This window comes from Pandoraea iniqua (assembly GCF_902459685.1).
In the GTDB taxonomy this organism is placed as follows: domain Bacteria; phylum Pseudomonadota; class Gammaproteobacteria; order Burkholderiales; family Burkholderiaceae; genus Pandoraea; species Pandoraea iniqua.
This window is the reverse complement of the sequence record NZ_CABPSF010000004.1, coordinates 347115-358781: the sequence shown is the minus strand read 5'-3', so window position 1 is coordinate 358781 and position 11667 is coordinate 347115. Positions and strand designations below refer to the sequence as shown.

The following is an 11667-nucleotide window of genomic DNA, read 5'->3' as shown; positions in this document are numbered from 1 at the left end:
ACTTATGCGCGCGGAGCGATCCGCACGATGTCGCGTTCGTAATCGATCCGGCCGTCGAGGCCGCCCGTGAAAAGGCCATACCAGACGGCCGGCTTCAGTCCCAGCGCCCGGCGCTCGAACGCAATCGGCACGTCGCTGGCAATCACCGTGTAGTCGCCGGCCGCCTCGATACGGCATTCAGGCAGTCGCCGCGCCGCGTCGATCAGCGACGCGAATTCCAGCACGTTCAATACGAAAATCTGTAACGGATGGGCGCTCATGACTGACGCTCCTCGCGCAGGCGTTGATTCAGGCGTTGCGCCTTGCGCAGCCAGACGGCGTCGATACACGTGAATGGTGCGCTCCCGTCGCGGGCTTCGTCTTCGATTTCCATCGCAGCCTCAAGCGTGGCGGCAGCATCGCGGGCATCGATGCTCTCCAACGCGCGCAACTTCCGGGTGATCTCGATGAAATAGCCATTCGGGTCGCGGAAGTAAATCGACTCGATCACTTCGTGCGCTGTCTCGGCCGACACCTCGACACCGCGCGCCTCCAGACGGGCTTTCCACGCGTGCAGATCGGCTTGCGTGTCGACCAGCCATGCGGTGTGCGTAGCGTCGAACACGTGATCGTCGGGAAACGGCGCGCTGCCCTGATGGCGAGCGAGCGCCGCGGGCTCGTCACTACCGAGATAGTAGAAAAACGCGATGGTGCTGCCGTTGCCGCTATCGAAAAAGAAGTGCAGAAAGTCGGGGTGCGTAGCAGGCCCCCAGCCGCGTGCGGAGATCGTGTGGATCAGCGGCAGGCCGAGCACGTCGCGATAAAACTCGACGGTTTCGCGCAAGCGCCACGTCGGCCGTGCGGTGTGATCGACACCATGCAGACGCAAGGCAAGATCCGCAGCGGGGATGTCATTCAACTTCATGTCGGGTCTCCCGGAGGTCGGGTAAATAGGTTGGCCAGAAAGGCGTGATCGGTGCCGTCATTGCGGAAAGGTCTCGCGCAGCCAGTCTTGCAAGAGGCGTCCCGCGACGTAGCGCCCAGCTTCGTCCTCAGGCGCGAGCGCGCGGCCATGGTGGTCGCCACGCACGCGCCGATGCGACTTGTGCGTCGTGCCGAGGCTCGCGTAGAGGTCCGCGATCACACTCGGGAAGCACGCCTGATCGCCCGTGTATTCGATGAGCAGCGTCGGCTGCACGATGGCGGCCGCCGTTTTCGAGAGCAGCGCGTTCGACGACAGCCCCGACCACGTCGACAGCCACGCTTCGGGCGAACAGACGCGCCCGAAACCCACCGATCCGTAATTCGATGCGAACGGATCGCTGCCCCACAACGAGCCATAGCGACGGTCCGAAGGGTCAAGCGTCAGGTCGAAGCAGCGCAGGTCGGCGTCGGTACGCCAAACAGTCATCAGCGGGGTGTGAGCGGCCATACGGCGCAGTGTGCCGTCGGCACTGCCGCCTTCGCGCTTCATCCGTTCGCGCGCGCCTTGGCGGGCGGCAATCAGATCGCGGGCCATCGCGTCGAGCCGGGCCACGCGGGCGGTTTGCGCTGCACGGTAGCGCGTGACGAAGTCGGCGTCGTAACGTGACGACGCGGGAGTGCCGGGTTGTCGCGGCACGAAACCATTGGCCGGATCGAACGGGTCGAGCGTCGGATCGACCGACAGCGCGTCGTGCTCGTTGGTAACCGATGGGTCGATACACATTTGCAGCAACGCGCCCTGCCCCGGATGGGGGGCCACGAACACCATGCCGTCGACGACCGGCATGTCGAGCGACGCCAGCTTCGTCGGACGCCCGCCGGGGGTGCGTTCGATGCGCGCGTCCGGCGCCAGACCCGACTGCTGCACATAAAGGGCGTAAAGGCCGCTGCCGCCCGAATTGCCGAGCAGCACGATGCGCTTGAAGCCCGCGTCGCGCAAAAAGCGCATGCCGGCGGCCACGTCGTAGAGCGCAAATTCGTGTTCGAGCCGCATGTCGTTGCCCACCGAGCGCGGCGCCTGCGTCCACGCCGCGAAGCCTGCGTCGACGATGTCCGGAATCAGGTAATGGCACGCCATGAATTCGCGCGGATGCATGATGCAGACCACCGTATCGGGCGACCCGGCGGTGTAGAGCGACCCGCTCGTCGCCGCACCGTCGCCGGTGCGCAGCACCACGTTGCGGGTGCTCGCGCCCAGCGGCAGGTCGCGCGGATTCCAATCCGTGTTCAGAAACCCTGCGGTCGCGCTTTGGCCGTCGCCGCGACCCTGTTGCTGTTGACTCATCTGCCACCTCCTTTTTTTACATACTAGTTTAATTTTTGACGAATGAGTAAACATTTTTACTGAAAATTGACGATGTAGTAAAAACCCGTAAACAACCGTGGCACAGCGCTTTGCGCCGCAAGGGAATTTGGTTAAGGTGTTGGTTTTCTGACGCCTGCGTCAAAAGACGCGCCAGACAGTGGCCATGACCAAAGCACAGACCAAAAGCGACGCGTTGCGGGAAAACATTCTGGAAGTCGCCACGCGACTCTTCATCGACCGCGGGTTCGACGGCACGAGTTTCAACGACATTGCCGACGTCGTCGGCGTCAGCCGGCCGGCGCTGTATTACTACTTCAAGAGTAAGGAAGCGATTCTCGAAGTCCTCACCACGGTGGTCACGCGCGCGGCGGGCGAACTAGCCTCCGAGGCGTTGCCGGAAAACTTGCAGCAACCCTCCGCGATGCTGCGCCATCTCGTGCTGCGCCATGCGCACCTGATCCTCACGCACCCGCTGCAATTTCGTGTTGTCGAGCGCAATGAAGACAACCTGCCGCCCAAGCAGAAAAAGCTGGCCGAGCAGTCCCGCCGCACCGTGCTGGAGCAGTTCCGGCATGCCATCGAGCTGGGGATCGAGCGAGGTCAGTTCCGGGTGATGGATGCGAAGGTCGCCGCGTTTTCCATCATCGGCATGTGCAACTGGACGGCATGGTGGTTCACGCCCGCAGGCCCGCGCAAGGCCGAAGAGATCGCCGAACAGATTGCCGACATGGCATTGCGCACGGTCGAACAGGAGTCCGGGCGGCAACCGGGCGAGCCCGGCGCCGCCGGGGTGATCAAGCTGTTGCGCGAAGATATTGACTTGCTTGAGCGGCACCTCGCCACCGAGCGCGGCAACGCGGCAACGTAACGCGCCTGCCGCGCTCGATCTGATTTCTGGCTATCGGGCCGCGGGCATCAGCGTATTGCGAGTCCGGCAGACAACCTTGGCGTTGTTGGGCGAGCCGCCGACCACCCAGTAGCCATCCACCCGCTTCCACTTATCGCCGGAACGCGCCGGCATGTTGCGCAGCATCAGGTTCTTGATGTCCGTCAGGAGGGGAAGCGTCTCTGCGAAGTAGGCATGCGACGGGAAGTCGTCCGGCAGGTTCGACACTACGTTGTCGATACCGGGGACGACCACCTGCGGGGCCGTTCCGCAGCCGACGCGCGGATAGTCGTGGACATGACTGGACGCCGCCACCGCAAAGTCGTACGGGGAAAGGTAGACCGTCGTTCTGTCCGACACTTTCAGATAGTTCGGTGCGAGTTGCGCAAACAGATCGCGGTCGACGTCGGCAGCGGCGAGGATAATCTGGCCGAACCGGATCCCTCGTTCCGACGAGACCGTGTTCACGCCGGACGCAATCACACGCAGCAATGCCCGATTCCCCATGCTGTGCGCCACGATATGAATCTTTCGCCCATTTGCCGCCTTGGCGACCGTCTCCAGAAACGACCGGAAATACACCTCGCTGGTGTCGACGGTTGCCTCGTCGAAGGTGTATTTGATCACGTCGCTTCTCGCCGCCCATGAGAACAGGAACATGTTGTTCGCCGGCACATCCAGATCAGCGCCCAGTTGCGCCGCGCGCAATGCCGCGTCGTTGAACGAGTTGTTGTAGCCGTGGATGAAGACGACGACATAGCCGTTTTCGGGGCCCGTAACCGGCCGAAGTTCACGTTGCGCGATGGCAAGAAATTGCGCCTCTCCCGGGATTGACTCGAAACGGTTCACCGTCAGCTTCGGATCGCTTCCGAAGTACGTGCCGATGTCCGAGCCCAGCGAGCCCACACGGTGATTTTTAGGGATCGTCACGAACACCCGGCCATAGTGAAGCGCCTCATCCCGGTCGTCGGAGAAGCCCGCCCCGGCAGGCGATGCCTTGCGTGTCGTGCCGAACATGACCGGATAGTCGAATGTCGACGCCGTCGGTCCGGTCTTTAGTGGAATTTCAGCGGTTGTCGGCGGCAGATAGCCCACCGCGCTGAGCGTCTTGTCAGACACCCCTGTTGGCAACGTGCACGCCGCAAGCAGCAGCGTACCCACGAGTACTCCCCCGAGCCCCAAACCCCGTTTCATAGCAGCCTCCGCGATGCGTTGTTCTGACGACAGCTTGCGTGGATAGTGCGGTCCGACAATTTTGCGCAACGCTACCGGAATCTTCGCGCGCCAGCAACTGGGGCAGACGATGACCGGCGATCGACCTGCGCCCGATCGAGGCTGCCCCTGCCAGCATTAATCGCGAGCCGGCTTGATGTTCTGGTTGTGATGGAACAGGTTATGCGGGTCATACCGGGTTTTCGCGGCAACGAGACGCTCATAGTTCGGGCCATAGGCTGCCCCGACCCGGTCCGCTTCGTCCTGTGTCAGGAAATTGACGTAGGCGCTACCCAGTGCGAAAGGCGCGGCCGCGTCGAAAAATGCGCGTGCCCACGCGACACAGCGCGCATCGTCGTCCGGGTCGTCCCAGCGTCCGTGCACGTTCATGACATATTGGGTATCGCGGCTCGGATAAGCCGTAGCATCCGCCGGATAGCGGCTTGCCTGCCCGCCGATCTGCCCGAAGAAGATTTCGCATTGCGGCGACGGCAGCTTGCCAATCGCGTCGATCAACACGTCGAGCAGCCCATCCGGCAAGTCGGCCAGATTGTGCGACTTCCAGTAATTGCGTGCACCGGGCATCAACAGCGGATCGAACGCCTGTTGCCACATGGCATACGGCATCGGGCCGAGGTGCTCGCCATACGGGGTACCGAGGCGGCGCACCGCCGCCAACGCCGCCGGGCCGTCTTCAAGCGCACCGGTGTAGCAGCTTGCAAACGCGACGACCGGTTTGCCGTGGACCGCCTCCGGCAGAAACGGTAACGGCGGTGCAAGGCGCAACACCGCCCATACCGAGAGCTCGTCGGGCATATCGCGCGCGGCAACCCGATAGCTTTTGAGCGCGTCTTTCGCCTGCGCCAACGGCAGTACGACAAGGCCGCCGTACACTTCCGGCCCGACCGGGTGCAGTTGGAACTCGAACATCGTGACGACGCCGAAGTTGCCACCGCCGCCGCGAATCGCCCAGAAGAGGTGCTCGTGCGCATCGGCAGCGGTGTGGACCAGTTCCCCGTCGGCCGTCACGACATCCGCCGACAAGAGATTATCGATCGTCATTCCGTATTTCCGGGTAAGCCAACCGAATCCGCCGCCAAGTGTCAGGCCCGACACGCCGGTCGTCGAGTTGATCCCGAGCGGCGTCGCGAGACCGAAAGCCTGTGCTTCGTGATCGAAATCGCCCAGCGTGGCGCCCGGTTCGACATAGGCACGGCGTGCCGCCGGATCGACACGCACCGATGTCATCGGCGACAAATCGATCATCAGTCCGTCGTCGCACGCCGCCGAGCCGGCGATGTTGTGCGCGCCGCCCCGCACGGCGAGCGGCAGCTTGTTATCGCGCGCAAAGTCCACTGCCCGGCGGACATCGGCGACGCCCGCGCAGCGCACGATCACGGCCGGGTGGCGATCGATCATGGCATTCCAAAGACGTCGAGACCGATCGAAATCGGGGTCGCCGGGCAGCAACACCTGGCCTCTTGCGGACGCGCTCAACGCGCCGATTGCCTCGGTGGATAAGTGGGTCATAAGACACCTCATGCTGTGTGGCCCGGACCTGAGGCAATCGCAGGGAGACTCGATACTTCTCCAAGGCTTTGCCCGCTTGAGAAGAGGGCGACTATGGGCGTCGTCTTTGGTGACTCTGTGTCGCTAATTACCCTTGACGCGGTGCGTCTACGGGAGGGGTGCCGTCATGGAAAAGCGTCTTCAACTGTGAGCGCAACGCCGGCGAATCGGTATGTTTGTGAACTGTGACCGCGTGCTGCACGGCAGCCTCCAGCAATTCACCTTCGGAATCAGCACATAGCGCGACCGAGCAGTTCGTCTCGCTCGGAAACTCCCGGCAATCGATGTATTTTCGGGTCATGATTTTCTCCTCCTTTCTAGGAACAAAATCATTCAGAAAGTATAGGTCGCGGGTGGTGAAATTGTTTCCATACCATGCCATGAACCGGAGTCACGACAACGCCGGCGGAACCCGCCGCACGCCCTTAACCGGCACAACGTGCCGCTTGAGACCGAGCGCCGCCGCGTCGATGCCTAATGCCAGCCCGACAAGCTGTGGCAAATGCAGCACCGGCATATCGAGCGAGGTGTTCAGATCGCGCGCCATGTCGTCCTGATAAGTGTCGAGCACCGTATGACACAGCGGACACGGCGTCACCATTGCGTCCGCCCCCGCCGCTTTGGCCGATGCCACGTGGCGCCCGCTGAGTTTGATGGGAATCACATCGCTTTGCGCCGAGCAGTGGAAGCCGCAGCACGCCGTTCTGCCGGAATAATCCACCGTCGTGCAGCCCAGTATCTGTGCGAGTGTTTCGATCGATCTGACGTCACGCGCATCCGTATCACCGAATACCGACGGCGGCCGGACGATGTGGCAGCCGTAGAACGCTGCGATTCGATGTTCCGACAACGGTGTTTTCACAAGCGAGCGCAACCGCGCCTCCCCCACTTCCTCCAGCAGATACCAGAGAAAGTGCGTCACACGTGCCGTGCCCCGGTAGACCAGCCCCTCCTCCGCGAGCTTGCGGTCCACACGCGCACGCAACGCCGGGTCGTTGTCGACGCGCTGTTTCGCTTCGATCAGGTTCAACGTACAGGTATTGCAGATCGTCATGAGATCGAGGCCTTTCGCCTCGGCCAGCGCGATGATGCGCACGTTGAGCGCCACGAAGCGCTCCGGGTCGGCCGCACGAATCTCGCGACTGCCGGTGCAGGTGGCGGAACTCAGCGTTTCGAGCGTGATGCCCAGCCGGTCTGCCACGGCATGGGTGGCCTCCAGTAACTCGCCACAAGTGGTACGTGCGCTGCATCCGGGATAGAAGGCGATTTGCATGTCGGTGCCTTGGTGGAATGAACTCATTTAAAGAAAATTCGCCGGATCGTCTTGATGCCGTCCACCGGCCGGCGCAGTAGCGCCGCCAATGGGCTGACCTTGCCGCGCAGCATCAGCTTGAACGTGCGGCCGGGGCGTTGCAGCACGGCGCGCCAACCGCGCGTGCCGAGCACCAGCAGCATGGGCTCGATACGTCCGCGTCGCGCGACGATGTCCATGAACGTGCGCGCATGCGGCGACGCATCGCGGGACTGCGCATAGGCCAGTTGCTTGAGCGGTTCGATGGCGGCACTCACGATGGGTATGTGCGCGGGACAAACGGCTTCGCACTGATAACAAGACACGCAATGGTGAACGTGCGCTTCTTCCAGAATGGCTTGCAGACGCGGCGCATCGTCGCGGGCGTCCAGCGCGACGCGGGCCAGATGCACCAGCGGCGCAGGCCCGGCAAACGCAATGTCGTCGGGAAAATCGAGCACCGGGCATGCCGAATAGCAGGCCAGACAACTCAGGCAGTCCATCGTGGCGCGCAGCGTCGCGGCGTTGGCCGCATCGATCGGCTCGGGAAACCCGCCATACGGCTTCGATCGCTGAAGCCAAGTCTGCAACGACACCAGCTTCGCTTCGGCAGGCGCGCGGTCAACCGCCAGATCGCGAATCAGCGGCAGATGGCGCAGCGGCTCGATATGCATCTCGGCTTCGGCCGCCTCCCAGCAAGCGAGCACTTCGCGTCCGTTCATCCGCACAGCGCAGGTGCCGCACTTCTTGGTGCCGCAATACCATCGAAAGCCGATGTCCACGGCGAGCGCTTCCTGCACGTAGTTCAGCGCGTCGATAATGCGCATGTGCGGCACCCCCGGCACCGCGAACGTCTCGACGTAGGGCGCCGCGTCCGTCTCCGGATCGAAGCGCGAGATGTGCAGCGTCACCGTCGTCAGTTCACTGCCGCTGCCAATGTCACCCCGAAATTGCCTGACGTCCGAATGCATGGGTCCCCTCTGCGCGAATGGATGGTTATGGATGAATGGTTGAGGCCGGGATGACAGCGGGTTACCAAGGCACGCTGAAATACTCCTGCCGGTCGAACCCCGGCGCGATGCCCCCTGCCGGATAGCGCTCCTTCCTGAACCGGTAGTCGCTACCATCGCGCGCCACGATGTTCTTGCACTGCCACGCGGTGTTGTCGACATACGGGAAGTCGGTGCGATAGAAGCTGCCGCGGCTCTCCTCGCGCTTCAATGCGCTTTGCAGCGTGACTTCGCATACATCAATGAGGTTGTGAACATCCAGCGCATCCAGCCACGCCGTGTTGAAGCGCCGCGATGCACTCGGCGGTGTCATGCGCGGCAACTCGCGCTCGCGGAACACGGCGAGTCGGGCCAGTCCCTCGCGCATCGCATCCCCGCTCTTGATCAGGCCGTAGGCTTCGCCCATCGCATCCCAGACGCCGGTCTTGACGTGCATGGGGGCCAGAGGCTGCTGACCGCTGCCGCCCGCCCCCGCACCTGTGCGCAACGCTTCGACCCGTTGCTCCTCCGCACGGATCTGCTGCTCCGTGAGGTCGTCGTGGCGATGGCGGTCGGGCAAGCCCCCGGCCACCGACTCCGCTGCCAGCCCGCCGTCATAGATGGCAACCGCCAGACTTCCCGTCACGTGAGCGCCCACGCCACCCGCCACCCACAAGCCGTCGACGCTGGTGCGCATCGAGTGCGGGTCGGACTCGATCCCTCCCTGCCGGTAATGCATCGTGGTGCGCGCTTCGACTTTGTCACGCGTAATGTCCAGCCCCAGCTTTTCGAATGCGGAACCGGCGTATTGATAACGCCGCAGCACATCGGCGTCGACGTGGCTGTAAGACGTGTAATAGCCGCCGCTAAAGCGCGCCTTGCCCGCGAGCACCTGCTGCGTGAGCCGTTTCACCTGAAGCGAGTACGGCGCGAGTGCGGCAGGGGCATCGCGTGCCTGCTCGAAGAAGCATTCGCCCTGCGCGTTGTACACACGCGAACTCTGGTCGGTCCCCACCAGCGGGTTCGGGTACACGTGCAGGCGCTGCCACGTCGGCGGGTTCGCGAAATCGCTGATGTGCCAGAACTGCATCTCCAGATTGGTCATCTCGGCCCCCGCGCGCAGCGCCAGCGCGATGCCGTCGCCGGTCTGCTCGCGCGTGCCTGTGGAGCGGCGCACCAGCCGGTCCGCGTGCCCCGTCGCCATGACGACCGCCTTCGCATGCACGGCAAACATCTCGCCATGCACATAGTCCAGCGCCGTCAGGCCACAGACTTCGCCGTTTGCGTTGCGCAGCAGCGCCGTGACCATGCATTCCTCATGCATCGGAATGCCTCGGGCTTGCAGTTGCTTACGCCGGATATCCATCAGCAGAATGCCGGTCTGCCCTTGCATGGGCGCGACCGCCCAACGCACGGGCGAGTGGCTCATCGCGATCTGGCCGTCGGCCTCGCGCGAGAACAGCAACCCCAGCGATTCCATCTCCGGATAGAACGTGTTCTCGATCCAGTGACCGGCGGCCGCCAGATACGACTGATCGACAAGAAAGTGGCTGTAGTACTTCGCGAAAAATTCGAGCGAGGCGGCCGCGTTCTGGTCGGTGCCGCCGAGCATCTTCGAGCCGACGATGACTGCGCCCGCCATGATCGACGCACCGCTCTTGCCGACCAGCCCCTTGGAGATCAGCATCGGCTTCAAGCCCAGATCGTGCAGGCGCAGGGCGGCATAGGTGCCAGCCCCGCCGCCGCCAACGACCACTACATCGCAATGGATCACCCTCATCGCAGCAGCGCCCTCCTCGGGCCGGTTGTCGAAACGTGTGAAATGGAATGTGACCATTGTGGGCAGGCCGCCCGGCACCGATGCAGCGATCGGGACACGTCATCCACCAAAGCGGCCAATGTGCGCGGCGCGGCAAGAACGCATCAAAACACTCCCGGACGAGGCGAGCCGCCCCGGTAGAAAATTTTGTCCGCTTTGCGATATGTGTTGTCCCGCGCGCGGTGTGTCGGGCGGACAAGTCACGCTAAGGTGAACAGGGCCGTAAAACACATAACAACGACTATCTGGTATGAGGAGACACACCATGGATGCGACCCTGCAAGCCGTCGCCCGCAACGAGCGCGGTTCGCCGGCGAAGTCGGTCATCTTGGGCGCCGGAATCGGCAACGCGCTCGAGTGGTACGACTTCGCCTCGTTCGTGCTCTTTTCGCGCTATTTCTCGACGCAGTTCTTCCACGCCGAAGATCCGACTGCCGCCTTCCTGTCGACGCTGGCCGTCTTCGCCGTCGGCTTTTTGCTGCGCCCCATCGGCGGCATCTACTTCGGCTGGCTCTCCGACCGTCGTGGCCGCCGCTTTGCGATGGTGGCCTCGATGGCCGTCACCGCCGCCGGGTGCCTCGTGATCGCGGTGTCGCCCACTTACGCGTCCATCGGCCTGATGGCCCCGGCGCTGCTCGTGTTCGGGCGCCTGCTTCAGGGCTTCGGTCTGGGCGGCGAGATTGGCGCATCGTTCACGTTCCTCGTGGAAAGCGCGCCCGTGAACCGGCGCGGCTTGTGGTCGAGCAGCATGTTCATCGCCATTACCGGCGGCTCGCTACTGGCCACGGCCGTCGGGCTGGTGCTCACGCAGGTGTTCTCCGCCGACGAGATGACCCGGTACGGCTGGCGCATCCCGTTCTTCTTCGGCACCGCTCTCGGGGTCTATGCGTTGTTCCTGCGTGGCCGCCTGAAAGAAACCTCCGCGTTCGAACAGGAGCAGAGCGAAGCGCGCGCCGGCGTGCCGACGCAGCCGATGGCGCAGGCCATCTGGGAACACCGCACGTCGGTGCTGCGGATCATTGCCCTCACGGCCGGACCGACGTTGACGTTCAACACATGGATGTCGGGGGCGATCACGTTTGCCACCCACTTCAAGGGGGTCGATGCGCGTCAGGGGCTATGGGCGCTGTGCATCGGCTGTCTGGTCTATATGGCCGTGCAGCCGTTCTGGGGCGCACTCTCCGATCGCATCGGGCGCAAGCCCAACCTGCTGCTGGGCGCGGGCGGATCGGCGCTGGTCATCGTGCCGGCGCTGATGCTCATCGACGGCTCCTTTGTGCGGCTGACGCTGGCGATCTGCATCGGGCTGGTCGTGCTGGCCGCGTGGACCGCCATCGCCCCGGCGGTCTATGCGGAATTGTTCCCCACGCGCATTCGCGCCACCGGCGTCGCCATCCCCTACTCGCTGACGGTGGCGATCTTCGGCGGCACCGCCCCGTACCTTCAGAACTGGCTCGCGGATCACGGCCATCTGGGGTGGTTTGCCGCGTATCTGATTGCGCTCAACCTGCTGACGGTGGCGGCCGTCCTCTGGATGCCGGAAACGCGCGGGCGAGCGCTCGAATAACCATTGCCAATCCGGCTGTTGCAGGCTGGAGGGCCGACCTCCAGCCTCGTCCGCCTCGTGTTAAC

At 63.5% G+C, this 11667-nt stretch carries 11 protein-coding genes; 2 read left to right on the top strand and 9 right to left on the bottom strand.

The annotated features are described in order from the left end of the window. Window positions 1-2 precede the first annotated feature (2 nt). The 3 genes from PIN31009_RS28425 to PIN31009_RS17285 are packed head-to-tail and all read right to left on the bottom strand — an operon-like array spanning window position 3 to window position 2248. Window positions 3-260, bottom strand: coding sequence for a hypothetical protein (locus PIN31009_RS28425; RefSeq protein ID WP_343039038.1), 258 nt, complete (start codon window positions 258-260; stop codon window positions 3-5). Next, complete coding sequence (locus PIN31009_RS17290) at window positions 257-904, bottom strand: VOC family protein (RefSeq protein WP_343039037.1); 648 nt, start codon at window positions 902-904, stop codon at window positions 257-259. Before PIN31009_RS17290 ends, PIN31009_RS28425 begins: the two co-directional genes overlap by 4 nt. 57 nt (window positions 905-961) lie before the next feature. Further along, the gene (locus tag PIN31009_RS17285) at window positions 962-2248 is read right to left on the bottom strand and encodes an alpha/beta fold hydrolase (protein WP_150791093.1); all 1287 of its coding nucleotides are present in this window, start codon (window positions 2246-2248) and stop codon (window positions 962-964) included. A 184-nt stretch (window positions 2249-2432) separates the two neighbouring features. On the opposite strand from PIN31009_RS17285, the gene PIN31009_RS17280 reads away from it, so the two are divergent. Next, a complete protein-coding gene (locus PIN31009_RS17280; protein ID WP_150791092.1) occupies window positions 2433-3137 on the top strand; it encodes a TetR/AcrR family transcriptional regulator in 705 nt (234 codons plus the stop codon). Window positions 3138-3167: 30 nt separating this feature from the next. Here PIN31009_RS17280 and PIN31009_RS17275 read toward each other — a convergent pair whose 3' ends face one another. The 6 genes from PIN31009_RS17275 to PIN31009_RS17250 all read right to left on the bottom strand — a co-directional run bounded on the left by PIN31009_RS17275 (window position 3168) and on the right by PIN31009_RS17250 (window position 10053). Then, on the bottom strand, window positions 3168-4349 hold the full coding sequence (locus PIN31009_RS17275) for an alpha/beta hydrolase (RefSeq protein WP_150791091.1): 1182 nt from the start codon (window positions 4347-4349) through the stop codon (window positions 3168-3170). 156 nt (window positions 4350-4505) lie between these two features. Continuing rightward, complete coding sequence (locus tag PIN31009_RS17270) at window positions 4506-5897, bottom strand: FAD-binding oxidoreductase (protein ID WP_150791090.1); 1392 nt, start codon at window positions 5895-5897, stop codon at window positions 4506-4508. A gap of 127 nt (window positions 5898-6024) precedes the next feature. Further along, window positions 6025-6237, bottom strand: coding sequence for a DUF1059 domain-containing protein (locus PIN31009_RS17265; protein WP_150685075.1), 213 nt, complete (start codon window positions 6235-6237; stop codon window positions 6025-6027). Window positions 6238-6327: 90 nt separating this feature from the next. Next, on the bottom strand, window positions 6328-7236 hold the full coding sequence (locus PIN31009_RS17260) for a CoB--CoM heterodisulfide reductase iron-sulfur subunit B family protein (RefSeq protein ID WP_150791089.1): 909 nt from the start codon (window positions 7234-7236) through the stop codon (window positions 6328-6330). Then, the gene (locus tag PIN31009_RS17255) at window positions 7233-8198 is read right to left on the bottom strand and encodes a succinate dehydrogenase/fumarate reductase iron-sulfur subunit (protein WP_174997236.1); all 966 of its coding nucleotides are present in this window, start codon (window positions 8196-8198) and stop codon (window positions 7233-7235) included. Before PIN31009_RS17255 ends, PIN31009_RS17260 begins: the two co-directional genes overlap by 4 nt. A 61-nt stretch (window positions 8199-8259) precedes the next feature. Continuing rightward, window positions 8260-10053, bottom strand: coding sequence for an FAD-binding protein (locus tag PIN31009_RS17250; RefSeq protein WP_150791087.1), 1794 nt, complete (start codon window positions 10051-10053; stop codon window positions 8260-8262). 247 nt (window positions 10054-10300) lie between these two features. On the opposite strand from PIN31009_RS17250, the gene PIN31009_RS17245 reads away from it, so the two are divergent. Further along, window positions 10301-11602 carry an MFS transporter gene (locus PIN31009_RS17245; RefSeq protein WP_087724841.1) on the top strand — a complete coding sequence of 434 codons (1302 nt, stop codon included), beginning with the start codon at window positions 10301-10303 and terminating at the stop codon, window positions 11600-11602. The last annotated feature ends 65 nt before the right edge of the window (window positions 11603-11667 follow it).

Bases quoted from the DNA above. Each gene is read 5' to 3' on its own strand.
- PIN31009_RS17265 (WP_150685075.1), bottom strand. From the start codon at position 6,237: ATGACCCGAAAATACATCGATTGCCGGGAGTTTCCGAGCGAGACGAAC.
- PIN31009_RS28425 (WP_343039038.1), bottom strand. From the start codon at position 260: ATGAGCGCCCATCCGTTACAGATTTTCGTATTGAACGTGCTGGAATTC.
- PIN31009_RS17250 (WP_150791087.1), bottom strand. From the start codon at position 10,053: ATGGTCACATTCCATTTCACACGTTTCGACAACCGGCCCGAGGAGGGC.
- PIN31009_RS17285 (WP_150791093.1), bottom strand. From the start codon at position 2,248: ATGAGTCAACAGCAACAGGGTCGCGGCGACGGCCAAAGCGCGACCGCA.
- PIN31009_RS17280 (WP_150791092.1), top strand. From the start codon at position 2,433: ATGACCAAAGCACAGACCAAAAGCGACGCGTTGCGGGAAAACATTCTG.
- PIN31009_RS17255 (WP_174997236.1), bottom strand. From the start codon at position 8,198: ATGCATTCGGACGTCAGGCAATTTCGGGGTGACATTGGCAGCGGCAGT.
- PIN31009_RS17275 (WP_150791091.1), bottom strand. From the start codon at position 4,349: ATGAAACGGGGTTTGGGGCTCGGGGGAGTACTCGTGGGTACGCTGCTG.
- PIN31009_RS17260 (WP_150791089.1), bottom strand. From the start codon at position 7,236: ATGAGTTCATTCCACCAAGGCACCGACATGCAAATCGCCTTCTATCCC.
- PIN31009_RS17290 (WP_343039037.1), bottom strand. From the start codon at position 904: ATGAAGTTGAATGACATCCCCGCTGCGGATCTTGCCTTGCGTCTGCAT.
- PIN31009_RS17245 (WP_087724841.1), top strand. From the start codon at position 10,301: ATGGATGCGACCCTGCAAGCCGTCGCCCGCAACGAGCGCGGTTCGCCG.
- PIN31009_RS17270 (WP_150791090.1), bottom strand. From the start codon at position 5,897: ATGACCCACTTATCCACCGAGGCAATCGGCGCGTTGAGCGCGTCCGCA.